19 protein-coding genes are annotated in these 26,373 nt (G+C 72.3%); 12 read left to right on the top strand and 7 right to left on the bottom strand.

Annotated features, from left to right (window positions below):
• Window positions 1-42: 42 nt before the first annotated feature.
• Window positions 43-3,348, top strand: coding sequence for a tetratricopeptide repeat protein (locus CP970_RS18195; protein ID WP_055556141.1), 3,306 nt, complete (start codon window positions 43-45; stop codon window positions 3,346-3,348).
• Here the strand turns inward: CP970_RS18195 and CP970_RS18190 are convergent.
• Window positions 3,276-4,385 carry an AraC family transcriptional regulator gene (locus CP970_RS18190; RefSeq protein WP_079044033.1) on the bottom strand — a complete coding sequence of 370 codons (1,110 nt, stop codon included), beginning with the start codon at window positions 4,383-4,385 and terminating at the stop codon, window positions 3,276-3,278. The two genes, CP970_RS18195 and CP970_RS18190, sit on opposite strands and share 73 nt — an antisense overlap.
• Before the next feature lie 119 nt (window positions 4,386-4,504).
• On the opposite strand from CP970_RS18190, the gene CP970_RS18185 reads away from it, so the two are divergent.
• Complete coding sequence (locus CP970_RS18185) at window positions 4,505-6,334, top strand: AMP-dependent synthetase/ligase (RefSeq protein WP_055556138.1); 1,830 nt, start codon at window positions 4,505-4,507, stop codon at window positions 6,332-6,334.
• On the opposite strand, the gene CP970_RS18180 is transcribed toward CP970_RS18185, so the two are convergent.
• Together CP970_RS18180 and CP970_RS18175 are read right to left on the bottom strand one after the other, a co-directional pair.
• Window positions 6,300-6,614, bottom strand: coding sequence for an AzlD domain-containing protein (locus CP970_RS18180; RefSeq protein WP_055556136.1), 315 nt, complete (start codon window positions 6,612-6,614; stop codon window positions 6,300-6,302). The genes CP970_RS18185 and CP970_RS18180 overlap by 35 nt on opposite strands.
• Window positions 6,611-7,411 (bottom strand): AzlC family ABC transporter permease, encoded by an 801-nt coding sequence (locus CP970_RS18175; RefSeq protein ID WP_224058504.1) that lies wholly within the window; start codon window positions 7,409-7,411, stop codon window positions 6,611-6,613. The genes CP970_RS18180 and CP970_RS18175 overlap by 4 nt, the downstream gene beginning before the upstream one ends.
• 152 nt (window positions 7,412-7,563) lie before the next feature.
• Here CP970_RS18175 and CP970_RS18170 point away from each other — a divergent pair, with 152 nt between their 5' ends.
• Window positions 7,564-8,106 (top strand): helix-turn-helix domain-containing protein, encoded by a 543-nt coding sequence (locus CP970_RS18170; protein WP_150494810.1) that lies wholly within the window; start codon window positions 7,564-7,566, stop codon window positions 8,104-8,106.
• 232 nt (window positions 8,107-8,338) lie between these two features.
• Here CP970_RS18170 and CP970_RS18165 read toward each other — a convergent pair whose 3' ends face one another.
• Window positions 8,339-9,223 (bottom strand): MurR/RpiR family transcriptional regulator, encoded by an 885-nt coding sequence (locus tag CP970_RS18165; RefSeq protein ID WP_055555447.1) that lies wholly within the window; start codon window positions 9,221-9,223, stop codon window positions 8,339-8,341.
• A 107-nt stretch (window positions 9,224-9,330) separates the two neighbouring features.
• On the opposite strand from CP970_RS18165, the gene CP970_RS18160 reads away from it, so the two are divergent.
• Genes CP970_RS18160 through CP970_RS18135 form a run of 6 tightly spaced genes read left to right on the top strand, consistent with a single transcriptional unit; the run spans window position 9,331 to window position 15,746 of the window.
• Window positions 9,331-10,476 carry a C45 family autoproteolytic acyltransferase/hydolase gene (locus tag CP970_RS18160; protein WP_055555449.1) on the top strand — a complete coding sequence of 382 codons (1,146 nt, stop codon included), beginning with the start codon at window positions 9,331-9,333 and terminating at the stop codon, window positions 10,474-10,476.
• Window positions 10,473-12,125 carry an ABC transporter substrate-binding protein gene (locus CP970_RS18155; protein ID WP_055555451.1) on the top strand — a complete coding sequence of 551 codons (1,653 nt, stop codon included), beginning with the start codon at window positions 10,473-10,475 and terminating at the stop codon, window positions 12,123-12,125. The genes CP970_RS18160 and CP970_RS18155 overlap by 4 nt, the downstream gene beginning before the upstream one ends.
• A 9-nt stretch (window positions 12,126-12,134) precedes the next feature.
• The gene (locus CP970_RS18150; RefSeq protein WP_055555457.1) at window positions 12,135-13,091 is read left to right on the top strand and encodes an ABC transporter permease; all 957 of its coding nucleotides are present in this window, start codon (window positions 12,135-12,137) and stop codon (window positions 13,089-13,091) included.
• Complete coding sequence (locus CP970_RS18145) at window positions 13,088-13,933, top strand: ABC transporter permease (RefSeq protein WP_055555453.1); 846 nt, start codon at window positions 13,088-13,090, stop codon at window positions 13,931-13,933. The genes CP970_RS18150 and CP970_RS18145 overlap by 4 nt, the downstream gene beginning before the upstream one ends.
• A gap of 2 nt (window positions 13,934-13,935) precedes the next feature.
• A complete protein-coding gene (locus CP970_RS18140) occupies window positions 13,936-14,934 on the top strand; it encodes an ABC transporter ATP-binding protein (protein ID WP_079043993.1) in 999 nt (332 codons plus the stop codon).
• Window positions 14,931-15,746 carry an ABC transporter ATP-binding protein gene (locus CP970_RS18135; RefSeq protein WP_055555455.1) on the top strand — a complete coding sequence of 272 codons (816 nt, stop codon included), beginning with the start codon at window positions 14,931-14,933 and terminating at the stop codon, window positions 15,744-15,746. The genes CP970_RS18140 and CP970_RS18135 overlap by 4 nt, the downstream gene beginning before the upstream one ends.
• Before the next feature lie 630 nt (window positions 15,747-16,376).
• Here the strand turns inward: CP970_RS18135 and CP970_RS18130 are convergent.
• A complete protein-coding gene (locus CP970_RS18130; RefSeq protein ID WP_006138897.1) occupies window positions 16,377-16,580 on the bottom strand; it encodes a cold-shock protein in 204 nt (67 codons plus the stop codon).
• Window positions 16,581-16,938: 358 nt separating this feature from the next.
• Here CP970_RS18130 and CP970_RS18125 point away from each other — a divergent pair, with 358 nt between their 5' ends.
• Entirely contained in the window at window positions 16,939-17,841 is a 903-nt protein-coding gene (locus CP970_RS18125; RefSeq protein WP_398655318.1) for a menaquinone biosynthetic enzyme MqnA/MqnD family protein, read from the top strand.
• Between the two features lie 5 nt (window positions 17,842-17,846).
• On the opposite strand, the gene CP970_RS18120 is transcribed toward CP970_RS18125, so the two are convergent.
• Complete coding sequence (locus tag CP970_RS18120; protein ID WP_055555823.1) at window positions 17,847-18,866, bottom strand: alpha/beta hydrolase; 1,020 nt, start codon at window positions 18,864-18,866, stop codon at window positions 17,847-17,849.
• Window positions 18,867-19,081: 215 nt separating this feature from the next.
• On the opposite strand from CP970_RS18120, the gene CP970_RS18115 reads away from it, so the two are divergent.
• Together CP970_RS18115 and CP970_RS45530 are read left to right on the top strand one after the other, a co-directional pair.
• Complete coding sequence (locus CP970_RS18115) at window positions 19,082-20,797, top strand: serine/threonine-protein kinase (protein ID WP_150493537.1); 1,716 nt, start codon at window positions 19,082-19,084, stop codon at window positions 20,795-20,797.
• A gap of 217 nt (window positions 20,798-21,014) precedes the next feature.
• Window positions 21,015-21,149 carry a hypothetical protein gene (locus CP970_RS45530; protein WP_263406797.1) on the top strand — a complete coding sequence of 45 codons (135 nt, stop codon included), beginning with the start codon at window positions 21,015-21,017 and terminating at the stop codon, window positions 21,147-21,149.
• A 264-nt stretch (window positions 21,150-21,413) separates the two neighbouring features.
• Here CP970_RS45530 and CP970_RS18110 read toward each other — a convergent pair whose 3' ends face one another.
• Window positions 21,414-26,156, bottom strand: coding sequence for an FtsK/SpoIIIE domain-containing protein (locus tag CP970_RS18110; RefSeq protein ID WP_055551202.1), 4,743 nt, complete (start codon window positions 26,154-26,156; stop codon window positions 21,414-21,416).
• Between the last annotated feature and the right edge of the window lie 217 nt (window positions 26,157-26,373).

Here is a 26,373-nt window from a genome sequence, read left to right as displayed (position 1 = left end):
GGCCCGAGGCCGCTCACGCGGCGCAGCCCGCACATCGTCGGAGTGCTGCCCCAGGAGGCGCACTGTTTCCAGGACCGCGGCGCGGGCAGAACGCTCGCCCGGGAGATGGCAGGGGGCGGCACCGCCGTGCTCGGCCAGGTGCTCGCGGGCACCGGCGGGGTCGGCAAGACCCAGCTCGCCGCCCGCTACGCCCGTGACCTGCTGCACGACCGCGAGATCGACGTGCTGCTCTGGATCACCGCGGTCAAGCGCAAGGCCGTCGTCGACGCGTACGCGCAGGCCGCCGAGGAGCTCCTCGGCATCGTGCACGCCGACTCCGAACAGGCCGCCGCCCAGTTCCTCGCCTGGCTGCAGCCACGCGGGCCCGGATCCGATGGGGAGCGCGGGCCCGGCTGGATGGTGGTGCTCGACGATCTGGCCGACCCCGTCGACCTGCTCGCCGACCCCGCCCTGCCGCGCATCGGCCTGTGGCCGCCCGCGGGGCCGCACGGCAGGACGCTGGTCACCACGCGGCGCAGGGACGCGGTCCTCACCGGGCACGGGCACAGCTGCATCGACGTCGGCCTGTTCGCCAGGGAGGAGTCCGTCGGCTACCTCACCCAGGTGCTCTCCGGTGCCCGCCGCGGCCCCGGCGGTCGGCCCGCCCCGCGCGCCGCCGACCACGACGAGTGCGTCGCCCTGCTCGCGGGCGACCTCGGCGATCTGCCGCTCGCCCTCTCGCAGGCCGCCGCCTACCTCCTGGAGACCGACCTGAGCTGCGCCGAGTACCGCGCCCTGCTCTCCGGCCGCACCCGGAGCCTGGCCCGCCTGGTGCCCGAGCGCGGCATGCTGCCCGACACCCAGAGCGTCAGCGTCGCCGCGGCCTGGTCGCTGTCCCTGGACCGCGCCGACCGGATGCGGCCGTACGGACTCGCGTCGCCGATGTTCGAGCTCATCGCGCTGCTCGATCCCAGCGGCATCCCCGGGGCCGTCCTCACCGGCGACGTCGCCCGCGCCTATCTCGCCATGCGCCGCGAGGCGGCCGAGGACGCGGTCGGCGCCGACGAGGGCGAGGGCGTCGGCGAGGGCGAAGGCGCGGTGGCCGAGGTCGCGGTGGACGAGGAGGACGCCGTCGAAGCCCTGCGCGCCCTGCACCGCATGCACCTCATCGACTACACGCCGGGCGTGCCCCACCAGGCCGTCCGCGTCCACCAGTTGGTCCAGCGCAGCATCCGCGAGTCCCTCAAGCGCGAGCGTCTCGACGAGGCCGCGTGGGCGTCCGCCGCCGCGCTGGCGGACGCCTGGCCCGAGGTCGAGCGCGACACCGCGCTGAGCGGCGCGCTGCGCGCCAACGCCGACGCCCTGCGCCGCGTCGCCGAGTCCGCGCTGTGGGGCGACCGGGCCGGCAAGGTGCTCTTCGACGTCGGGAGCAGCCTGTCGGCGGCGGGCCGCTACAGCGACGCCAAGGACTACTTCCAGACGCTCGCCGAACAGGCCGCCCGGCGCCTCGGGCCCGACCACCGCGACACCTTGGAGGCCCGGCTCCACGTGGCCGACCTGTGGGCCCTCACGGGTCACCCGGGCGAGTCGCTCGCGGCGCTCCTCGAAGTGCTCGACGACTACGAGCGGGTCTGCGGGCCCGACGACGTCGACACCCTGCGGGCCCGCCACGAAGTCGCCCACTCGCGCGGTCTGATCGGGGACGTGTCCGGTGCCCTGATGGGCTTCGAGCAGCTGCTCGTCGACCTCCAGCGCGAGGTGGGCGACGACCGGCCCGAGACGCTGAGCGCCCGCGGCTTCCTCGCGCTGTGGTGGGGCGAGGCGGGCGACACGGCGGGGGCGATCGCCGCTCTCGAACAGCTCGTCGCCGACCGCGAGCGCGTGATGGGCCGCGACCATCCCGAGCCGTTCAGGGCCCGCCACAACCTCGCCCGCTACCGGGGGCAGGCGGGCGACGCGAGGGGTGCCGTCGCCGCGTACGAGGAGCTGCTCGCCGACCGGGAGCGGGTGCTCGGCCCCGACCACACGGAGACGCTCGACACCCGGGGTGAACTCGCCTACTGGATAGGGGAGTCGGGTGACCGCAACCGCGGGATCATCGCCAGCGAACAGCTCCTCGTCGACATGGGCCGGGTGTTCGGCCCCGACCACATCGAGTCGCTCGCGTGCCGCAGCGGCCTGGCGTACGAATGGGAGCGCGCGGGCGATGTGGCGGGCGCCGTCCTCGCCTACCGGCAGCTCCACGACGACCTGCTCCGCCTGTTCGGACCGCACCACAGCCAGACGGCGACCGGTGCCGTGAATCTGACGTCCGTGCTGATCACGCGAGGGCGCCAGCACCTGCGCGAGGGCCGGGCGAGGGCGGGCGACGGCACAGTGCCGAGCGATCAGCAGAGTCCACCGACACCCGACGCCGAACGGAGAACTCCCATGCCGGAAGAGACAAGCAAGGCGCGCCCCGCCAGGTTCGAGCAGGCGCTCGCCTGTTTCCACGAGGCCCGCGACCTCACCGATCCCGAGGAGTCGCCCGGTGTCTACGGTGTCGTCCTGCACGACATCGCGGACACCTACCGCGACGCACGCGACCTCAAGGAGGCCGTCGAGTACTTCCGGCAGGCCGAATCGTACAAACGGCGCGCCAACAACCCGAGCGACCTCGCCACCACCATGACCGCGCTCGCCAACACCCTGCTCGCGATGGGCGAACCGACCGAGTCGCGCGACGTCCTTGAGCGGCTCCTCGTCGAGACCCCCAAGATCGAAGATCTGGAGCGGCAGGCCGCCGTCCTGCACAACGTGGCTCTCACCTATGAGGAGTTGGGCCGCATGGGGATGGAGGGTGCCTACCAGGACGCTGTCGCGTCCTACCGTGCGGTGCTCGACCTGGTCGACGGCGAAGCCGACCCCGGCTGGTACGCCACCGTCCTCAAGGACATCGGCGACGCCTACGAGGCGCAGGAACTCCTGGTCCAGGCGCACGCCTCGTACGAGGACGCCGTGCGGTACACACGGCGCATCGAGGGGACGTCCGCCTCGCTGATCACCGTCCTGATCGCGCTCGGCCGGGTCAGCAGGCGGCTCGGCAAACTGGAGGGCGAGTCGGCGGTGAACGGCGCCGGGGCCTCGATCGGCGGCGCCGCGCCGGTCGTCAACGGCATGGTGATCGAGGACGCGGGGGCCAGGCCCGACGGCGCGCCCCCGGCGGACGCGGTGCCGCCTTCGGGCCTGCCGGACGGGCGGGTTCAGAAGGATGAGCGGGTTCAGGAGGATGAGCGGGCTCAGGAGGGCGAGCGGGCTCAGGAAGACGCGCCGCCGCCACCGGACGGCATCCCGCCGCTGCCGGACTCGCCGCCGGGCGAGGGTTCGTAGGCGGGGACGGGAGCGGGCGCGCCGGTCGGGGTGCGTAGGGGCCGTCCCGTCCGGTAGGCGCCCGGCGTCGTGCCCGTCCAGCGCCGGAACGCCCGGTGGAAGGCGGTGTCCTCGGAGAACCCGAGCCGCGCCGCGAGCACGGCGATCGGCTCCCCGCCCTCCACCAGGCCCGCGATGGCCGCGTCGCGCCGCACCGCGTCCTTCAACCGCTGGTACGACGTGGCCTCCTGGGCGAGCCTGCGGCGCAGCGTCGCCGGGCTCACGGCGAGCCGCGCGGCGATCTCGCCGAGCGAGGGCAGCCGGGGCGAGGTGCGCAGGGCGCGGGCGAGCACCCGGCCCACCTGCTCGGCGACCGTCGTGCCGTACTCGCGCCGGGTGAGCAGTTCGAAGGGCGCGCGGCGCAGCATCTCGTCGAGCGCCGCCTCGTCCCTGACCAGCGGCGCGGTCAGCCAGTGCGGGTCGAATCCGGCGCCGGTCCGCTCGGCACCGAACCGTACGGGGCAGCCGAAGAGCAGCTCGTACTCGTCCTTGTGCGGGGGCGGCGGATGCCCGAACTCGGCCCAGCGCAGCGGGATGCGGCGGCCGATCAGCCAGCTGCACAGCCGGTGCCAGATGATGACGAGGCACTCCGCGAGGAAGTAGTCCTGTTCGAGGTCGTTGCGGACGCCGAAGACGGCGTCGTCGCCGCGGCGTTCCAGGACGAGGTCGGGGCCGCCGGGGAACAGTCCGTAGAAGGCGACGCCCCGGCGTACGGCGGCGTCCAGGTCGCGGCAGCCGAGCGAGGCCCGGCACATCATCGCGAACGTCCCCGGCCTGCTCGCCGCGGACCCGAGGCCGAGGAACTCGTCCTGGGTCGCGCTGTACAACTCCCGGAACAGGCGGGTGAATTGCGGGGCGGTGACCCGGGCCCTGTCGTCGCCGAGGAGCAGCGGCGGGATCTCCGCGCCCCGCAGCAGCGGCACGGTGTCCACGCCGCGCCGCTCGGCGCCGCGCAGCACGGCCCGCACATGGTGCACGGTGATCGTCCGCCTGGCCATGTCACGACGTTAGCGCCGGGAGGGGTGACCCGACACACCGCGTCGCTGAGCGCCCCGGTCAGCGGTGCTGACGTTTCCCGTCATCCCGGTGGTCGGGCGCGCTCCCTACCGTCGTACGCATGCAGCTGACGCGGAAGGAATCACCCGAGCCGTCCGAAGTGCCGCCCAACCTCGCACTGTTGGCGGAATGGGCGGCCGACCGCCACGGCGAGCTGTCCGCCCTGCGGTTCCGTCGCGACGAGGCATGGGCCGACCTTTCGTACGTCGGGCTGCGGGATGCCGTACGCCGGGTGGGCCGCGCCCTGATCGCGCGTGGCGTGCGGCCCGACGACCGCGTGGCGATCCTCGCCGAGACCCGCCCGGAGTGGACCCGCACGCACTTCGGCGTCCTGGCGGCGGGCGCGGTCGTCGTCCCGGTCTATCCGACGGCGGGCGACGAGGAGGTCGCCTGGGTCCTCGGGGACTCCGGCGCGACGGTGGTGATCTGCGAGGACGCCGCGCAGGCGGCGAAGGTGGAGCGGCTGCGGGAGCGGCTGCCCGGCCTGCGGCACCTGGTCCTCATGGGCGAGGAGCCCGGCGAACTGGCGGCTGAGGAAGCCCTGTTGGCCCGTGCGGCGGCGCGGCGACCCGGCGACCTGGCCACCATCATCTACACCTCGGGCACCACGGGCCTGCCCAAGGGGTGCCTGCTCACCCACGGGAACCTGCTCGCCGTGCAGGGCGCCACGCTGCCGCTGATCGACGGGGGGCCCGGCGACTCGACGTACCTCTATCTGCCGCTGGCCCATCTCCTCGCCCAGCTCATCGAGTTCACCACCCTCATCGAGGGCGGGGTGCTCACGTTCTACGGCGGGCGCATCGAGAACGTCGTCGCCGAGCTGGCCGAGGCGCGCCCCACCCATCTCCCTTCCGTGCCCCGCCTGTTCGAGAAGGTGCGGTCCGTCGTGCTGTCCCTCGCCGAGGCGGAGGAGGGCGGCCGCGAGCGGTTCGACGAGGCCGTACGCATCGGGGTCCTGGCCGCCGACGGCGTCCTGCCGCCCGAGCTCAGGGATGCCCACGAGGCCGCGGACAAAGCCCTCTACGGCCTGGTCAGGCAGGCGCTCGGCGGCCGCGTCCGGTGGGCGCTGACCGGCGGCGCGCCCATCGCCCCCGACACCATCGACTTCCTGCGGGCCTGCGGGATCGCGGTCTACGAGGGGTACGGCATGACGGAGTCGGCCGGGGTGCTCACCCTCAACCACCCGGGCGCCGTGCGGTACGGGACCGTCGGCCGCCCCGTCGACGGCGTCGAGCTGCGGATCGCGGACGACGGGGAGGTGCTCGCCAGGGGCGCCATGGTCTTCCCCGGCTACCACCACGACCCCGAGGCCACCCGCGAGGCCGTCGACGCCGACGGCTGGCTGCACACCGGCGACCTGGGGGAGCTCGACGCGGACGGATTCCTCACCATCACGGGGCGCAAGAAGGACCTCATCATCACGTCCGCGGGCAAGAACCTCACGCCGTCGCTGACCGAACTCGCCCTGCAGAACTCGCGGTTCGTGTCGCGCGCGGTGATGGTGGGGGACCGGCGACCCCATCCGGTGGCGCTGATCACGCTGGACGCGGAGGAGGTCACCGGGTGGGCAGCGCGGAGCGGCGTGCGGCTCGGGGAAGGGCCGCCGTCCCGCGACCCGCGGGTGCGCGCCCTGGTCCAGGAGGCCGTGGACGCCGCCAACGCCACCGTTTCGCGCCCCGCCCGCATCCGTGACTTCGCCGTACTCGACGAGGACTTCACGGTGGCGGACGGGCTGCTCACGCCGAGCCTGAAGGTGCGCAGGCAGGCGGTGACGGAGCGGTACGCGGAGGTGGTGGAGGGGTTGTACGGGGAGCGGGTGGAGGGGTCGTACGGGGAGCGGGGCGCGGCCGACCCGGCTAGTGGACCCCGGCCAGACGCAGCAGCGCCGTAGCCCCGGCCGCGCCCACCACGACCACCGCGAACGGCGCCCTGCACCAGGCGAGGACCCCGCCGACGAGCACACCGGCGGGCCTGGCCCACCCGGCGAACCCCTGCCCCTCGGTGAACGCCCCCGTGGCGAGCAGCGCGACGAGCAGGACGGTGGCGCCCACCGTCAGCAACTCCTGTACGCGGGCGGGCAGTTCGACCCGCCCGTGCAGTGCGGGACCGGCCAGACGGAAGACGTAGGTGCCCGCGGCGAGGGCGAGGACGCAGGCGAGCGTGGCGTTCACGAGGCGCTCCCGGGGGCGGTGGTGTGGTCGGTGCGATCGGTGCGATCGGTGCGATCGGTGCGGGGACGGCGGGGACGGCGGGGACGGCGGGGACGGCGGGGATGGCGGGGTCCGCGGCGTGCCGCGAGCAGGCCGAGCAGCGCGAGCAGCACGGGGACGCCCGCGGGCAGCAGCGGCGCCGCCACGACCGCGATCACCGCACCGGCCGCCGATGCCCGCCGGGCCGCGCTGTCGGCGCGCAGCGCGGGAAGTACCAGGGCGAGCAGCACGGCGGGGAACGCCGCGTCGAGCCCGAACCGGTCCGTGTCACCGAGCGCGGACCCGGCGAGCGCGCCCGCGAGCACGCTGAGGTTCCACGCCACGAACAGGCCGATGCCGGATATCCAGAAGGCGGCCTTGCGCTGCTTGCCGCCGTTCTGGGCGAGCACGAACGCGGCCGTCTCGTCCGTGATGAGGTGCGCGCCGATGAGCCGCGCCGTCCAGGAGCGGCCCAGGTCGTCGGCGAGGGCCAGACTGAACGCCGCCGTACGGGAGTTGAGGAGCAGCCCTGTCGCCGCGGCGGCCACCGGGCCGCCGCCCGCGGTGAGGATGCCGACGGCGCTGAACTGGGCGGAGCCCGCGTACACGAGCAGCGACATGAGCACGGGGACCCAGACGGGAAGCCCGCCCGCGACGGCGATGGCGCCGAAGGAGACACCGACGACGGCGTCGGCGAGCCAGACGAGCGCGATGTCGCGCAGGACGCCGGGGGGCAGGTGGGCGAGGCGGACGAGACCGGGGCGGGAGCCCTCGTCCATTCGTCGTGTCGGGTCATCTGTTCGGTGTGGCGAACGCATGCGTCGTAGGATGGGCGGAGCGGGGAGCGTTCGTCAAGCCGAACGATCGGTCCCCTTTAGCGAACGCACGGGGAGAATCAGGAGCGAACGACGTGACGACCGACGGGTCCCGCATGCCCCGCGAGTGGGTCGCGGCCGCACTGCGCCGCGAGCGGACCAAGGCAGGCCTCTCCCTCTCCGAACTGGCCAAACGGGCGGGCATCGCCAAGTCCACCCTGTCCCAGCTGGAGGCCGCCACCGGCAACCCAGGCATCGAGACGCTCTGGTCCCTCGCGGTGGCGCTCGGCGTCCCGTTCAGCGTGCTCGTGGAGTCCCCGGCCCCGGCGGTCACGGTGATCCGCGCGGGCGAGGGCCCCTCCATGCGCGCGGAGAACTCCTCGTACGTGGGCACGCTGCTCTCCGGCGGCCCGACGGGGGTCCGCCGTGACATCTACCACGGAGCGCTGGAGCCCGGCCCCGCCCGCGAGTCGGACCCCCACATCCCCGGCTCCGTCGAGCACATCGTCATCAGCACGGGCCGCCTCCTTGCGGGGCCGCGGGGCGAATCGGTGGAACTGTCCCCCGGCGACTACATGTCCTACCGGGGTGACGTCCCCCATGCCTACGAGGCGCTGGCCCCTGGTACGACGTTCGTCCTGGTGATGCAACACGTGTGACCCCCCCGCGGGCGGGTGGGGGCTGGCCGCGCAGTTCCCCGCGCCCCTTACGGGGCACCCCGGGGCGCGGCCGTTAAGGGGCGCGGGGAACTGCGCAAATCTTTAAGGCGCGCGAGCGAGCGGGCGGCCAGGAACACGGGTGTAAGGGGCGCGGGGAACGGCGCAATCTTTTAGGGGCGCGGGGAACTGCGCGACCAGCCCCCACCCACCCGCAGACGCAAACGAACCGAGCTCACCCCTTCCGAGGCCTAGAGGCCAGCAACTGCTCGCGCAGCGCAGTGAGTTGATGCGAAGTATCAACAGCGCGCCCCTCATCCAGCGTGGTCAGCGCCAGCAACACCGCATCGGCGACGACCAACGCCGTAAGCGCCTCCGTGGTAATCCCCGTAGGCGTATGCGGAGCAGTAAGCACCGCATCGACCCGCCCCCCGTACAACTCGGCAAGTTCATCCGTCACCAGCACGACCCGCGCCCCCACCGCCCGAGCCCGCTCGACGAGCACGGAGATCTCGGCGAGCGCCCGCCCCGGCTGGAAGATCACCACCGCGTCCCCCTGTCGGATCCCGAGCAGGTGGTCGGCGAGCGCGAAGCCGGTCGCGCCGACGTACCGAGCGCGGCGCCCGATCCGGCCCAGTGCCAACGCCATGTGCCGCGCCGCGAGTTCGGACGCCGCGACCCCGTAGCAGTGGATCTCGGCGGCGTCGGCGAGCACCCCCACCGCGTCCCGCAGTGCGTCGTCCGGGGTGAGGCGCCGCGCGTGCTCGATGCGTTCCTGCGCCTCGTCGAAGACGTCGTCCCAGATGTCGCCGAGGTCCCTGCCCACATGGGCGATGCGCTGCTTGAGGCGCACCTCGGGGGCCACCGCCGAGGTGAAGTCCGACGCCAACTCCCGCTTGAGGGCGGGGAGTCCGGTGTATCCGAGGCGCTGCAGCGCGCGCACGACCGTGGCGTTGCTCGTGCCGCTCGCCGTGCCGAGTTCCTGCGCGCTGGCGAAGAGCAGCGACTCGGGCGGCGCGCTCGCCAGGTACTGGGCGACCGCGCGCTCGGAGGCGGACAGGGCTTCCCACTGGTCGCGCACGGCGGCCCTGAGCCGCTCCACACCCTCTGAAATTTCCATTACGGCTATTGACTCTCGTGTGACGGCGGTTACTCTCCTGGGCAACGCATTCCAAAGGGAGAGCTTCTTGTAACCGACGTTACAGGCTCCCCGTCGCTAGGAGAACCATGGCACCCCGCACGCTCCCCGTGATCGAGATCTCCGGAACGCCCACCGAGCGCGGCCGCCAGTACGGCGAGGCCGTCCGCCCCCAGCTGCACGCCGCGCTCGGCTACTACGAGGAGGCCTTCGGCCACTCCGCCGGGCTGACCTGGGACCGCGTCACCGCGCGGGCCGCCCGCTGGCTGGAGCCCGTCCGCGACTACGCCCCCGACCTGGTCGAGGAGATGGAGGGCATAGCCGAAGGGGCGGGGGTGACCCTCCTCGACGTCCTCGCGCTCAACGCCCGGGGCGAGGTCATCTACGACAAGTCGTTCGCCGAGATGGCGCCGGACGAGGAACCCGCCGACGGCTGCACCTCCTTCGCCGCCTACGACGAGGCCAGCGGCGACGGCCACGTCTGGGCGGGCCAGAACTGGGACTGGCGCGCGGGCGTCGCCGACACCGTCGTCATGCTGCGGATCGTGCAGCCCCCGAAGCCCACCCTGATCATGCAGGTCGAGGCGGGCCAGATCGGCCGCCAGGGCGCGAGCTCCGCCGGGATCGCGCTCAACGCCAACGGCCTCGGCGGCCGCTTCGACGACGCGGTGGGCCTGCCGCAGACCGTCGTACGCCGCAGCGTCCTGGACCAGCCCACCATCACCGACGCCCTCGACGTGCTCTGCCGCGCCCGCGCCCACATCGCCAGCAACGCCCTGCTCACCTGCCGCGAGGGCTTCGCCATCGACCTGGAGACGACGCCCGCCGGGCACGGCTGGATGTACCCGACCGACGGCCTCCTCGTGCACGGCAACCACTACCAGGCGGGCATCCCCGCCGCCCTCGCCGACGGCTACCGCCCCATGTCGTCCGACTCCCTCGTCCGCGTCCCCCGCGCCGAACAGGGACTGCGGGCGCTGCGCGACGCCACCGGGCCCGACGAGTCCCGCAAGCTGATCAAGCAGGCCATGTCCGACCACCTCGGTCTTCCCGAGTCGCTGTGCACCCACCCGGATCCGCGCCAGGAGCCGGTCCGGCACTGGGCCACGCTCGTCTCCTCCTGTGTGGACCTGACCAGCGGCGACTACCACGTCACCGCGGGCACCCCGTGCGACCGCGACTACCAGCACCTGCCCTGGAACCTCTACGAAGGACCGTACGGAGACCACTCATGAGAACGTCCCAGCGCGGTCGGCACGCGGTCGCCGCGGGCCTCGCCGCCACCGCCCTGCTCGCCACCGCCTCGTGCAGCGGCGCCGACACGGCCGCCACCGGCGGCGCCCCCGCCGACGCGGCGAAGCTCAAGCTGACCGCGTCGACCCCGGCCGCCAAGGGGCACCAGGACAAGGCCAACTGGCTCCTTGAGGACGAGCCCGACTCGCTCGACCTCGACACCCAGGGCTCCAGCGCGGGTCGCGTCGTCCTCACCAACGTCTGCGAACGGCTCTACCAGCTCCAGCCCGACAATACGGTCAAGCCCTTCCTCGCCGAGAAGGCCCACGCGCCCGACGACAGGACCCTCGTCCTGACCGTGCGCGACGGCGTCACCTTCCACGACGGCTCGAAGCTCACCGCCGACGACGTCCTGTGGAGCCTGAAGCGGCACGCCGATCCCGACATGGAGCAGGCCGACGAATTCGGCAACGTCCGCTCCATGAAGAAGAGCGGCGCCCGCGAGATCACCATCCGCTTCAAGGCCCCCGACGCCCTCTTCACCAAGGCGCTCGCGGGCGACGCGGGCATCGTCTGGAACGAGAAGCAAGTCACCGCCGCCGGAAAGGACTTCGGCACCCCGGGGCAGGGCGACGCCTGCTCGGGCCCGTACACCCTGGGCAGCTGGAAGTCCGGCGACTCCCTCACCATCGAGGCGTACGACAAGTACTGGGGCGCCAAGCCGCTCACCGACCGCGTGACCTTCCGCTGGGCCTCCGACAGCGCCCTGGTCAACGCGCTGAAGACGGGCGCGGCCGACGGGGCGTACGCCGAATCGCCCAACACCGCCTCCGCGTTGCGCGGCACCAAGGGCATCGACCAGTACTACGGCCCCTCCACGGCATCCCTCGTCCTCATCCCGACCGCCCGCGGCGGTCTGAAGGACCCGCAGATCCGCCGCGCCCTCTCCCTCGCCATCGACCGCACCGGCATCGCGCGGTCCGGCTACGGAGGGCTCGTCCAGCCCTGGGCGACACCCGTCGGATCCGGCGCCTGGGGCTACGAGAAGCAGCGGTTCGCCGCCGCCCAGGACGAGTTGGACGACGTCGCGCCCGCCTCGCCCACCGCCGACGACCTCGCCGAGGCCAAGCGTCTGGTGAAGTCCGCGGGCGCCCCCGCCGACCCCGTCGTCATCGGCACCGACAGCAGCCAGGGCCGCACGGTCGTCGCCAACGCGGCGCGCGCCGCCCTCCAGCGCATCGGCCTCAAGGGACAGATCAAGACCGTCCCCACCGCCCAGTTCGAGGAGTTCTACAGCGACCCGGGGGCCCGCGCCGACATCGACGTGCTGGTCGGCGACTGGTACATCTCCAAGGCCGACCCCATGGGCTTCTACGACAACGGCCTCTCCGACTCCTCCAACAACTGGGTCGGCTTCAAGGACAAGACGTACGACAAGCTCGTCCACCGGGCGCTCGGCACCCTCGACGACAAGCGCCGCGCCTCTCTCGCCCTCGACGTGCAGCGCCGCTTCTCCGACGCGGCCGTCTGGATCCCGCTCGCCCAGGTGCCCTCCGCGCTGGTCATCGACGACCGCATGACGGGCCCGCCCGCTTCCCAGTCCTACCTCTACTACCCGTGGGCCGCCCGACTCGGCCTGAAGAAGGGCTAGGTGAGCCACATGACGTCACTCGTCTCCCGGGTGTCCCGCCGCCTGCTCGGCCTCCTCGCCACGCTCTTCGCCGCGTCGTTCGTCATCTTCGCCGCCGTGTACGCGGCGCCCGGCGACCCCGCCGTCTTCCTCGCGGGCGGCCGCGACAAGCTGACCCCCGAGCGGCTCGCCACCGTCCGCGCCCAGTACCACCTGGACGAACCCCTCGTCGTCCAGTACGGGCGGTGGCTGTGGGACTGCGTCCACTTCGACCTGGGCCGCTCCTTCAAGTACAGCGACCAGGTCTCCGATCTGGTCGCGGCCCGCTTCCCCACCACGCTCCAACTCGTCGCGTACGCCACGGTCCTGTTCGTCGTCCTCGGCGTCGGCGCGGGCATCCTCGCGGCCGTGAAGCGGTCCACCTGGGTCGACTCCCTGGTCGTGGGCGGCACGACGCTCGCCGCCTCCGTACCGTCCTTCGTCGCCGCCATCGCGCTCGTCTCGCTCTTCGGCGTCCAGCTCGGCTGGTTCCCGGTCACCGGCAGCGGCGAGGGAGTCACCGGCACCCTGCGCCATCTGACCCTGCCCGCCCTGTCGTTGGCGCTCGGCGCCCTCGCGATCATCAGCCGCGTCACCCGCCAGGCCATGGCCGACGCGGCGGCCTCCGACCACGTGGAGGTGGCCCGCGCCTCCGGCGTCCCCGAGCGCGACATCATCCGCCGCCACGTGCTGCGCAACGCCCTCGGACCCATCGTCACGATGTGCGGCCTCGTCATGGCCGGGATGCTCGCGGGCACCGTCGTCGTCGAGACCGCCTTCGGCATCAGCGGCATCGGCTCGCTCCTCGTCGGCGCCATCAACACCCACGACTTCCCCGTCGCCCAGGCCGTCCTGCTCCTCATGGTCACCGGCTACATCGTGGTGACGACGCTGGTGGACGTCGTCCATCCGCTGCTCGACCCGCGCGTGAAGGAGGCCACCTCATGACGGCGCCCGCGCTCGCCCTCGCGCCTTCGGCCGTACGCCGCCGACGCCCCGTCGGCGTCATGATCGCCGGAGCGTTCCTCGCCCTGGTGGTCCTGGCCGCCGTGTTCGCACCGCTGCTCGCGCCCTACGCGCCCGACACCATCGACCTGTCCGCCTCCCTGGTCGGCACGGGCGGCGACCACCTCCTCGGCACCGACTCCTCCGGGCAGGACCTGCTCTCCCGCGCCCTGCACGGGGCCCGCACCAGCCTGATCGCACCGGTGCTCCTCCTCGCGGTGGCGGCGGTCCTCGGCGTCACGCTCGGCGTGCTCGCCGCGTGGCGCGGCGGCTGGGTCGACGCCCTGGTCTCCCGCCTCACGGACGTGATGTACGCCTTCCCCGGCCTCCTCTTCACCGTCCTGATCATCGCCGTCTTCGGCGCGGGCATGACGACGTCCGTCCTCGCGCTCGGCCTCGCCTTCACCCCGACCATCGCCAAGTACACGCGCTCACTGGCCCTTTCGGAGGCCCGCAAGCCCTACGTCGACGCGTACCGCGTCCTGGGCATGGGCGGCGCCCGCATCTGCGCGGCCCACGTCGTACCGAACCTGGCCCGCGCGGTCCTGGGCTACCTGGTCGTGCTCTTCGGCGAAGCACTGATGTCCCTCGCGACCCTCTCCTACCTCGGATTCGGCGCCCAACCCCCCTCCTCCGACTGGGGCTTGATGGTGCAGGAGGGCCAGGCCGCCGTCGTCCAGGGCGCCCTGCTGCCCGCGATGGTGCCCGGCACGGCCATCGCCCTCGTCGTCGTGTCCTTCAACGTGGTCGGGGTCTGGGCCGCCGACCGGCTAGGGAGGCAGTGACCATGACGCTGCTCGACATCAAGGACCTCACCGTCCGCATCCCCGGGGCCGCGCGCCCCGTCCTCGACTCGGTCTCGCTGCACGTCGCCCCCGGCGAAGTCGTGGGTCTGGTGGGCGAATCGGGCTCGGGCAAGTCGACGACGGCGAAGGCGGCGATCGGCCTGCTGCCGTCCGGCGCGACGGCGACCGGCTCGGTCCGCTTCTCCTCCGACACCGACGTACTCGCCCTCACCGGCGAACGCCTGCGCGCCCACCGGGCCGGCCCCGTCGCCATGGTCCACCAGGACCCGCGCGCCGCCCTCAACCCGGTGCGCCGCATCGGCGACTTCCTCCAGGAACGCGGCGCGGACCGCGCTCGCGCGGTGGAACTCCTGGAAGCGGTGGGCCTGTCCTCCCCTGCCCGCCGCCTGCGCCAGCGCCCGCACGAACTCTCCGGCGGCATGCTCCAACGCGTGGTCATCGCGGGCGCCCTGGCCGCCGAACCGCGCCTGCTCCTCGCCGACGAGGCGACCAGCGCCCTGGACGTGACGACCCAGGCGGAGATCCTCGCCCTCCTGCGCACCCTGCGCGCCGACCGCGACCTCGGCCTGCTCCTCATCACGCACGACCTGCACCTGGCGGCGGCGTACTGCGACCGCGTGTACGTCATGTACGCGGGCCGAGTGGTCGAATCCCGCTCGGCCAAGGCCCTGTTCACCACCCCGGCCCACCCCTACACCCGAGGCCTCCTCGCCTGCTCCCCGACCCTGGGCACCACCCAGACCCTCCACCCGATCCCGGGCCGCCCTCCATCCCTCTCGGACACGTTCACGGGCTGCCCGTTCGTGTCGAGGTGCGGGGAGTCGGAGGAGAGCTGCGAGACGTGGACGCCACAGCGATCGCCGCTGGAAGACGGCGGGACAGCCGAGTGCGCTGTTGTGGGCAGGCGTTCCGCCCGGCGGAACGGGTGGGCACAACCCCCGGTGCCGAGTACCGCTACGACGAAGGCAAGCCACTCATGACGACAGACGGCCTGCTGCAAGCAGAGAACCTCACCAAGACGTACCCCCTCCCCGGAGGGGAGCGCCACACCGCCGCAGAGGCGGTGACCTTCACAGTCCCCCGGGGCGGAGCCCTTGGCATAGTGGGCGAATCCGGCTCCGGCAAAACCACCGTGGCAAGGATGCTCGTGGGCCTGGTCCGCCCGGACAGGGGAACCATCAGCGTCGAGGGCAAGCCACGCGAACCCCGTACGCCCAGAGGGAAGGCCGCCCGCCTGGCCCGCGCCCGCGAGATCCAGATGGTCTTCCAGGACCCGTACATCTCCCTGGACCCAAGGCTCACGGCAGCCCAGTGCGTACGAACGGCCCTGCGCCTGCACGACAAGGACGAAAGCGGCGCCGAGGCCCTCCTGGACCAGGTGGGCCTGGGCACCAGAGAGGCGGGCGCCCGCCCGAGGGAACTCTCCGGCGGCCAACGCCAACGCCTGGCCATCGCGAGATCACTGGCCGTGGACCCCCGGATCCTCGTACTGGACGAGGCCGTAGCCGCCCTGGACGTATCGATCCAGGCCCAGATCCTGAAGCTGCTCGACGAGATCCGCGGGGAGACGGGCGTGGCCCTGGTCTTCGTCAGCCACGACCTGGCGGTGGTGCGGCACGTCACGGACGAGGTGCTGGTGATGCGCAGGGGCAGGGTGGTGGAACGGGGCCCGACGGACGGCGTCCTGACGGCCCCCGAGGACCCGTACACGAAGCTGCTCCTGGCCTCGGTCCCCGGCGAGAACTGGGACCCGGCGAACGCGGCGCGGGCAAGAGCGGCACTACCCACCTGAGACAGGCCCCGGATGGCTGATCCCCAGGCCCCGACCCGGAGCCCCACGGGCCCGCCTGAGCCCCACGAACCCGGCCGAGGCCAGGACCCCACCCAAGGCCCACGGGCCTGCCTGAAGTCAGGGTCCTGCCCGAGTTCCAGGGGCTTGCCTGAGCCAGGGGCTCGGCTGAGGCCCAGGGCCCTGGTTGAGGTCAACGGGCCCGCCCGAGTCCCAGCGGGTCCGGCCGAGGTCCAGGTCCCCGCCCGAGGCAGGGGCCTGCCTGAGGCCAACGGGCCCGCCCGAGTTCAATGGCCCGCCCGAATTCCAGGCGCCCGCCCGAGGCTCAAGCGCCCCGGCTGAGGCCTACGAACCGGGCTGAGGCCAGGGGCCTGCCTGAGCCAGGGACCACGGACTCGCCTGGGGCTCACGGTCCTGCCTGAGCCCCAGGGCCCCGCCCAAGGCCCACGGCACCCGAGCCCCCGGACGGGGGGGGCTGAGCCCCGGCCCCCCGCCCAAGGCCCAGGGGCCAGAAAAAGGCAGGAGCCCCGCTTCCCCCGCCGAAACGGAGGAGCAGGGCTCCTTGGGTACTGCATCCATGTCCGGATCAAGTCACCGGAGGAATCACACGCTCCACTTGCGTGGAGCGTCCGATTACATCGGGGTGACGTTCTCCGCCTGCGGGCCCTTCGGACCCTGCGTCACGTCGAAGGAAACGGCCTGGTTCTCCTCAAGGGAGCGGAAGCCGTTCGCGTTGATCGCGGAGTAGTGGACGAAGACGTCCGGGCCGCCGCCTTCCTGGGCAATGAAGCCAAAGCCCTTTTCAGCGTTGAACCACTTCACGGTTCCGGTAGCCATAAGCCCTCCTTGGGCCAAAGGGTTGCCCTGCTCCAGAACCAGCGATTGTTTAAACAACTGCATAAGTCTGAAAACGACGAGAGCCCACGGAGTTACATGCTCCGCAGGCTCTGTACTGCAAGGGAAACCAAACTGCAACTTGCGGCGAGCTTAGCACGCAGGCAGCTGAATGCAATAGGGGGCAAGATCACGTCACCCGGAGGTTTGATGTGGCCCCCAGGAGGGTTGACACAGAGGCCTCGGGAGGGTTGTCGCGACACCCTCCGGCGGGTCCCGCGCAAGGCTCCCGATGGACGCGGCGAGCCGCACGAGGGGCCCGGCGCCCGCACCGTACCGCACGGGGGCTAGCCTCGCCGATGTGGACAATTCTCCCCTGGACGACCTCGCGGGGGCAGGCGCCGAACAGCTGCCCAGTCCCCGTCGCACCCCTCGGCCGCGCGTCGGCCACATCCAGTTCCTGAACTGCCTGCCCCTGTACTGGGGCCTCGCGCGGACCGGGACGCTCCTCGACTTCGAGCTGACGAAGGACACCCCTGAGAAGCTCAGCGAGCAGCTGGTGCGGGGCGAACTCGACATCGCGCCCGTCACGCTGGTCGAGTTCCTCAAGAACGCCGACGACCTCGTCGCCTTCCCCGACCTCGCGGTCGGCTGCGACGGCCCGGTGATGTCCTGCGTGATCGTCTCGCAGGTGCCGCTCGACCAGCTGGACGGCGCCCGCGTCGCCCTCGGCTCGACCTCTCGTACGTCTGTACGCCTCGCCCAGCTGCTGCTCGCCGAGCGGCACGGGGTGCGCCCGGACTACTACACGTGCCCGCCCGACCTCGGCCTGATGATGCGGGAGGCGGACGCCGCCGTGCTCATCGGCGACGCGGCGCTGCGCGCGAACCTGATCGACGCCCCCAAGCTCGGCCTGGACGTCTACGACCTGGGCGCGATGTGGAAGGAGTGGACGGGCCTGCCGTTCGTCTTCGCCGTCTGGGCGGCCCGGCGCGACTACGCGCTGCGCGAGCCCGAGGTGGTGCGCGAGGTGCACAAGGCGTTCCTGTCCTCCCGCGACCTCTCCCTGGAGGAGGTCGGCAAGGTCGCCGAGCAGGCCGCGCGCTGGGAGTCCTTCGACGCCGGAGTCCTGGAGCGGTACTTCACGACGCTCGACTTCCGCTTCGGCGGCGAGCAGCTGGAGGGAGTCACCGAGTTCGCCCGCCGGGTCGGTCCGACGACGGGCTTCCCGGCGGACGTACGGGTGGAGCTGCTGGGGTCGTAGCGCCCTCAGCTGCTCGGGATCGGCGCCTGCATGTGCTGGCTGATCCACTGGATGGGGCCGTCGGCCATGGCGGGGACGTAGCTGCGCGCGTTGTGGCCGCCGCCCTGGATGACGTTGAGGCGCGTCTTCACGGGGCCCTTCCCGTACGTCTTCATGAAGGACCGCAGGTTCGCCTGGCCCGACTCCTTGGTGCCGATCTGGAAGGCGATGTCGACCTCGGGGCCGTTGCGGTCGATGAGGTGCCGGGCCAGCCGCTCCGGGTTGTTGGCCTGGCGCTCCTTCTCGTGTCCCGCCCAGAGCGGGGAGTCGGGGACGGTGTCGGGGCCGCTCGCGATGACGGCCCGGAACTCCTCCGGGCGCTGCAGGACCGACTTCAGGCCCACGAAGCCGCCGGAGGACGAACCCATGAAGGCCCAGCCGTCCCGTGACTTGAAGGTGCGGAAATTGGCCTTGACGAAATCGGGGACGTCGTCCGTCATCCAGGTGCCCATTTTCGGCTGGCCCGGAATATCGCTGCCGTCGTAATAGTTCTTTGCGTCCGGATTGAGTACCGGCATCACCACGATGAACGGCAGGCTCTTGCCTTCCTTCGACCACTTGGCGATGGAGCTCTCCAGCTTGAGGTCGGTTCCCATCCAGTAATTGTTCGGGTAGCCGGGGCCGCCGGGCAGGGCTATCAGAACGGGAAAGCCGCTATGCGCGTACTTCGGGTCGAAGTACTGCTTCGGGGCCCAGACCCATACCTTGCCGGTGAATCCGGACTTCTTCCCCTTGAGTGTCGTCACGCCGATCTTCGTGCCGTCCTCCAGGGTGTTCTCGGTCGTGAACTGGGACCGGGGCCCGGTGGGCAGCCGCGTCTTGTCGGCCGCGGGGCCCTTCGCCTGGCGCGCGGTGTCCGACGACGTCGGGCTGTCGAAGGTGACGGGGGCGCCCTCGTCGGACGAGCAGGCCGACAGGAGCAGCGCCGAGGTCAGGGCCGCGGCGGTCGCGGCGAGAGCGGTGGGGGACGGGCGGCGGCGGTTCATGGGGACCTCGGGGCGGGGACGGGGCAGGCGGCGATGTGGGCATTTACTCCCCTGTAGAGGTAAATGCGGGACCCGGCGTTCCCTCTGCGGCCCGGCGCGGGCCTTCCTTTCCCCTTTCGTTGCCCGGGCCGGGGCGGCCCGGGCCCGCACTACGCTGATCCGCAGTGGCAAGGTGCGCGAGGTGTCCGGCGGCGTGCCTGGGGGAGGCCAACGTCATGCAACCGCTCGAAGCCGACGAACCCACCGTGATCGGTCCCTACCGGCTGCTCGGCCGGCTGGGTTCGGGCGGGATGGGCCGGGTCTATCTGGGACGCAGCACGGGCGGCCGCACCGTCGCCGTCAAGGTCGTCCATCCGCACTTCGCGCTCGACGAGGAGTTCCGCGCCCGCTTCCGCCGCGAGGTGGACGCGGCGCGGCGGGTCGGCGGCGACTGGACGGCCCCCGTCCTGGACGCCGACCCGGACGCGTCCGTGCCCTGGGTCGCCACCGGGTACGCGGCGGGGCCCTCGCTCACGGAGGCGGTGCGGGACGGGGCGCCGCTGCCCGACCACTCGGTACGCGTCCTGGGCGCGGGCCTCGCCGAGGCGCTCGCGCACGTCCACGGCCTCGGCCTGGTCCACCGCGACGTGAAGCCGTCGAACGTACTGCTCACCCTCGACGGGCCGCGCCTGATCGACTTCGGCATCGCGCGGGCCACGGACGGCACGGCCTCGCTGACCTCGACCGGCGTCTCCATCGGCTCGCCCGGCTACATGTCGCCCGAGCAGATCCTCGGCAAGGGCGTCACCGGGGCGGCGGACGTCTTCTCGCTGGGCGCCGTCCTGGTCTACGCGGCGACGGGGGAGTCACCCTTTCCCGGCGACTCGTCGGCCGCGCTGCTCTACAAGGTCGTGCACGAGCAGCCCGAACTGGGCGCCCTGAGCGGCGATGTGCGGGACATCGCCGCCGCCTGCCTCGCCAAGGAACCGGGCGTCAGACCCACTCCCGCTGAGGTCGCGACGCGGCTCGCCCCGGAGGGCGCGGCGCCGTTGGTGGCCGCGGGCTGGCTGCCGGGGCCTGTGGTCGAGCGGGTGAGCCGCAGTGCGGTGCGGATCCTGGACATGGATACGGGGGCGGGGGCGGGTGCGGGGGTGGCCTCGGTGGACGCTCCCTCGGGGCCCGTGGCGTTCAACTCGCCTTCGGTGGAGGGTGGGTTCGGCCCGGCGGACCCGACGTATGCCCCCTCGTACGACCCGTCGCACAGCCCCACGTACGCCCCCGCGCATGACCCTTCGTACGCCGAGCTGCCCCAGCAGCGGGACGCGCGGCCCTCACCGCCCATGGAGGCCACGCACCCCACCGACGCCCGGCCGCCCGGCAAGCTCTCCGTCTCCGTGGCCGCGGCCTCCGTGCCCGAAGGGCCGAACGGGCGCGGTCGCAAGGTGAGTTGTACCGTCGCGCTCGCCGTGGCGGGGGCGCTGGCAGCCGTCACGGTCGGTTCGGTGTTCGTCTTCGGGCTGCTGCCGAAGGACGACGATTCCTCGCAGGACTCGGGGTCGGCCCAGCCCCCGGCGGCGACCGGCGCGCCGGGCACGGGGCAGGTCCCCGAGGCCTACCTCGGCACCTGGCGCGGCAAGGCCGAAGCCAACGGCGGCGCGGTCCCGCTCGGCACGTTCACGGTCACCGTGAAGCAGGCGAAGAAGCCGGGCGCCCGGATCGGCACGGTCGTGCAGGACGACCCGATCGGCAACACCTGTACGGACGTACTCACCTTGAAGTCGGCCACGGCGAAGGAGCTCGTGGCGACCGGCAAGGGCGCCGAGGGCAACGGCGGCCAGTGCGCGCAGACCGTCCACACGGTCTCTTTGCGCCCGGACGGCAAGGCCCTCGTCTACACGTCCGACGACCCGGCGGCGGGAGATCCTAGGGCGCGGCTTTCGCCGGTGGAGTGAGCGCGGCGCGGCGCGGCGCCTCTTGACGTACGCGTGCGCGAGCCAGCCGCCCGCCGCCGCGCAGAGCAGGGCCGCCGCGATGCCCGCAAGCCACAGGTAGGGGTACTGCTCGTGCACCCAGCAGGGTTCGCCGTGCGCGAAGCACTCCGGGCCCCTGCGTCGGCGCTTGGGCCTGGTCGCTCCGAAGCAGAGCAGCAGGAGGAGGCAGGTCAGCGCCGTGCCGGGCAGTGCCGCCGCCGCACGGCCGAGTGAACGGACGGTCTCCCGCCGCCAGTCGGCGCCCTTCAGCGGGACGACGATCGCGGCGACGGCGGGCGGCGCGAGCAGGCCGATGGTGACCGCGAAGCCGTAGCCCCCGCCCGGCCGGCCGGGGGCGACGTCGCCCCACAGCGTCGCGCCCCAGGCCAGGTCGGCCAGGCCGAACAGGACCACCGCGCCGAGCACGGCGAGGGACACGGCGGTGCCGAAGAGCCAGCCGCCCCGCTCGCCCCTCCTGGCCCGCCTCCCCTTCTCCGGCCGGTTCGAGGCCCGCACCCCCGGCACGTGCTCGTACCGCAGCGCGGGCCCGGCGGCGCGCGGCCGGGCCTTGCGTGTCTATCCCCCCATGGCGCGACCCTTACAACGGAGTGGTCAGCGTGGCCAGTTCGCCGGTGCCCAGGTGCAGCATGCCCTTGCCGGGCGCGACGGGTCCGCCGACCATGCTGCGCGAGATGCGCAGGCCGATGAGGTCGCCGCTCGAACTGTCCTGCGGGGAGAGGAGAATGCCGCGGCGGCCCTTCTTGGCGTCGACCTGCCAGCCCGAGAAGCCGCTGCAGACGTCCTCCTCGTCACCGGCGAGCACAAGGGCGAGGCCCAGGTCGGCGCCGCGCTGGATGATCCGCTTGAACTGGCTCGCGGCGTCCGCGTCTTCGTAGATCTCGGCGTCGTCGATCAGTACGACGACCGGGTTCTCCGGCGACGCGTCGGCCTCGTCGATGAGCTCCTCGAACTCGTCCTCGTCGATGTCGTCCTCGGTGAACACCTTCAACACGCCTTCGGTGCCCTCCAGTTGGCGCACCGGCGACTGGCGCGGGGCCGCGATCACCATGCGTACGCCCTGGGCGTGGAAGGAGCGGGCCATGTTCATCAGGACCGTGGAGCGGCCCGACTTGGCCGGGCCCGCGATGACGAACGCGGGCACGCCCTCGGCGAGGTCGGGGCCGTGGCCCATGACCTCGTCGCCACCGATGCCCACCAGGGCCCACAGCTTGGAGCGCGATGCCTCCGGGTCGCGCAGCTCCCACGCCTCGTCGAAGGTGATCCGGCTCGGCAGCGTGTCGACGCGGAACGGGCGCATGGCGCGCGGCACTTCGGCGTCGCGGGCGGTCGCCGCCTCGCCGATCGCGCTGATCGCGGCGGCCTGGCCCTGTCCTGTGACGTCCTCGGAGAGGAGCGCGAACTGCGTCTCCGTACCGCTCTCGTTCTTGAAGGCGCGGCCCGGCGCGATCTCCTCGGGGACCTTGCGGGCCGGGATGCCGAGCATCGAGAAGTCGGAGCGGTCGGCCAGGCGCAGGCCGTACTTGTCCTCGGTGAGCGAGGAGATGCGGCCCACCAGGAGCTGGCGGTCACCCGTCATCACCAGGTGGATGCCGACGCTCGCGCCCTCGCGCATCATCGTGGAGACCTCGTCGGTCAGCGAGCCGTGGTCGATCTCGCCGAGCGTGGGCAGCCAGCCCTCCCAGCGGTCGAGCAGGATGACGATGTGCGGAAGGCGCTCGTCCGCCGCGGCGTCGGCCCGCTGCTCGCCGATGTCCGCGTAGCCCTTGTCGGCAAGAAGGTCCTGGCGGCGGGTGAGTTCGCCCTTGAGGCGGTTGACGAGACGCACCACGCGCTCGGTCTGGTTGCGGCTGACGACGGCGCCGCAGTGCGGCAGGCGGGTCAGGGCGTTGAGCGCGCCGTTGCCGCAGTCGATGCCGTAGAGGTGGACGTCGGCGCACGAGTGGGTGCGGGCCAGGGAGCCCGCGATCGTACGGAGCACCTGGGAGCGTCCGGAGCGCGGGGCGCCGCCGATCATCAGGTGGCCGAAGTGCGCGAAGTCCACGACGACCGGGCGGCGTGCCTGGTCGGCGGGCAGGTCCTCGACGCCGTACGCGGCGGGTGCCAGGGCGCCGGGGCCCGTGCGGGGCGCGGGGAGCGGGATCTCGTCCAGCAGAAGCATCTCGCCGAGCGCGGGCAGCCACGGGCTGTGCTGGGCGGGGATGCCGAGGGTCTGGTTGGCCTCGATGATCGTGTCGACCAGGACCTTCAGGTCGGTGATCTCCTCCTCCTCGCGGGCCTCGGCCTTCGGCTTGGTGGCCACGGCGCGGCCGAGCGAGGTCCAGTCCAGGGCGTCGACCCAGGGCGCGAGCACCGTCGGGTCGGCGGCGCCGGGGCGGCGGCCACCGACGCGGCCCGACTGGAAGGGCACGAGGGAGGCGTGGCCGAGCCTGACGTACGCGCGTCCCGGGGTGTTCTTGGAGATGTGTCCGGCCTCGGGGGCGTCGATGACGTCGGAGGACTCGCCGCCGTCGGTGACGCGAAGGGCGATGCGGAGGTTGGTGTTGGCGCGGATCTCGGGGGAGACGACACCGGAGGGCCGCTGGGTGGCGAGGAGCAGATGAATGCCGAGCGAACGACCCCTCTGCGCGATGTTCACGAGCCCCGTAACGAAGTCGGGCAGGTCGCGCACCATGGAGGCGAACTCGTCGATGACGATGAGGAGTCGGGGCACCGGCGGGTGGGACGGATCGCGCCGCACCAGGTCCTGATAGTCCTCGATGTCCTTGGCGTCGGCGTCGGCGAGGATGTGCTCGCGCCGCTTGAGTTCGGCGCCGAGCGATTCGAGGGCGCGCTCCACGAGGTGCGCGTCGAGGTCGGTGACCATGCCGACGGTGTGCGGCAGCTTCACACAGTCCTTGAATGCGGACCCGCCCTTGTAGTCGACGAGGACGAACGTCATGTTCTCGGGGGTGTTGGCCACGGCGAGCGCGGCCACGATCGTCTGGAGCAGCTCCGACTTACCGGAACCGGTCGTACCGGCGATCAGGCCGTGCGGCCCGTCCTTGCGCATGTCGAGGCCGAAGGGACCGTCGTAGGACTCACCGATGACGGCCATCGTCGACTGCCCGCCCGCCTGCCAGCGTGCGGTGATGGCACCGGGCGTCGGCGGCTCCAGCTGCAGTACGTCGAGGAGCCTGCTGGACCCCGGAAGCGCGGAGTCCTCGGTCTCCCCGCTGATGTCGCGCAGCGGCGACACGGAGCGCGCCAGACGCAGGCACCAGGCGGGGGTCACGAAGTCGGGGCGTACGTCCTTGAGGCGCTCGGCACCTGTCATCTCGACGCGCAGCCGTAGTTCGCTCGGGGCGCTGGTCTGCCGGGTGTCAGGCGCGGTGGCGTGCCAGGCCTGGAAGGAGGGGAAGCCGCCGGGGGCCTGCTGCGGCTGCGCGGGCAGCTGCTGCGCGGAGGCACCGGAGCCGGGGGAGTTCTCGTGCTCGCGGGGCTTGGGCTCGGCGACCACGAACGCCTGGCACTCGCCGGGCAGGAACCGTTCTTCGGTGTCGAGGCAGAGCGCGTACATGCGGACGGCGGGGCCCTCGCGCAGCAGCCGTACGACGCCGGGCAGCGAGCGGAGCCGTCGCGAGCCGTCATAGACGACGACGATGTCCGGTTCGCTGAAGTTGGCGCCCTGGCTCTTGTTCTCCTCCAGGATCTTCAGGCGCGCTTCGAGGACCTGGGTCAGCTCGCCGATGCGGGCGCCGACCGTCTCGGCGTCCGTGCCGATCAGGACGTTGATGTCCTGGCCGCCGGACGGCCTGGCGTGCGGCAGCCAGCGCATCCAGTCCCAGGACTCCTGCGAGGTGTTCTCGGTCAGGACGTAGAACTGGACGTCCATCGGGCTGTGCAGCGTCGCGGTCTGCGCGACCGCCCAGCGGCCGAGCGCGGTCGCCGAGTCGCCGGGGCCCGCGATGCCGATGACGCCGAGGCCCTTCAGGGGCAGCGCGACGGGCGCGTCCTCGATCTTCCACGTGACCTGGCGGCGGTGCTCGTCCTTCTCGGGGTCGTCGAGCACGACCTCGGAGGGCAACTGCCCGGTGCCGAAGCGCAGCAGCAGATGATCGGCGTCGGTGCGGCGCCGCTCCCAGAGCCGGGTACGGGGCCCGGTGCTCAGCGCGAGCACGGTCGCCGGATCGGGGACGGCATTACGTCGATCGAACCGCTCGGCGACGAGCGCGTCCTGCGCGTCCTTCTCGATCCGGGCCTTGGTCTCCTTGTACTCCTTGACCTGCTTCGCATGGGACTTGCGCCCGTGCTTCTTGTCCATGAAGTAGTTGCCGAAGAGCATGATGGGGCTCAGGCCCGCCATGATCAGGTAGTACCAGCGATTGAAGATCATCGCGGCGACGACGGCACCGACGAGCGGGAAGAGCGCCATCAGCCAGGGCAGCGGCCGCGCCTCGAACTCGCGGGGCGGCGTGGGCAGCCGGAACGTCGTCTGCCGCTCGGGCGGGCGCAGCCGCGGCGGCCGGTTGTAGTCGAGCCCCGCGCCGTCCTCGGACCACTTGAGCGCGGCGTTCGGCGGGACGTACCTGACGAGTTCGAGGAGGGTGTTCCCGAGCGCGATCTGAGCGCCGAGGGGCCAGGCGACGGTGGAGCGCGGCCCCGCGGCCCGAGCCCTGGCCCGAGCCTCCTTCCGCTCCTTCCACTCCTTCCGCGCCTGCTTCTCCCGCTGCTCCCGTGCCTTCCTGTCCTTCTTGGACTCTCCCTCGGGCACGGGCTCCGTGATCGGCTCGTCCTCGTCCTTCTCCTCACCGAAGGGGGTGCCGTCGAGGGTCACGCCCGCCTTGTCCTTGTCGCTCCCGTGCAGGGCGGCCTGGCAGGTGCCGTCGGTCGCGACGGACAGGGTGAGGGCGCGGGCGGGCATCTCCGGGTCGTCGACGCGGATGTACGAGGCGGGCCCGCTGCCGATGTCGTACCGCCCGATGCCGAGCCGGTGCACGGCCCCCGCGGCCGCCCCGCTCGCCACCCGCAGCTCGACCAGACCGGACGGCTCCCCGGGCAGACACCCGGCAGGATCGTTCAGGCTCACGACGGCACCCTCGCGCAGCGGCGAGGTCACGACGGTGGCCGAGGGATCGACGGCGTACCCGTCCACATAGATCATCGGCGCGCCCGCGGCCGGAGCCTGATGCTGCCCGATCGGAATGATCTGGGCCCCACTGTGCCCGACCTGCCGGGCCAGCTCCACCGCTATGTCCTGCACGGTGGACTCGGGATCCGCGTCGAGGACCACGTCGGCGGTGCCACCGCCGAACGGATCGACGACGGTCAGAGTCAGGCGCACGATCGTCCTCCCCGTAACTGAACAATGGCTGAGACGATATCCGCTCCCCCCTTTCCGGGGGCAACGGCCTGGACACAGGCCCACAGCGGAGTCGCACGACCCGCGACCGGCGCCGCTTCGCACTTGCTCACGGCGGCGTTGTGGTGGAAACGGACTGTGATCCCTTGTGCACCATCCGTAAGATGCCTGCGCGAGAGCGGGAGATCACATCATCCGT

The sequence above is a fragment of the Streptomyces kanamyceticus genome (assembly GCF_008704495.1).
In the GTDB taxonomy this organism is placed as follows: Bacteria; Actinomycetota; Actinomycetes; order Streptomycetales; family Streptomycetaceae; genus Streptomyces; species Streptomyces kanamyceticus.
This window is presented reverse-complemented; position numbering and strand designations above follow the sequence as displayed.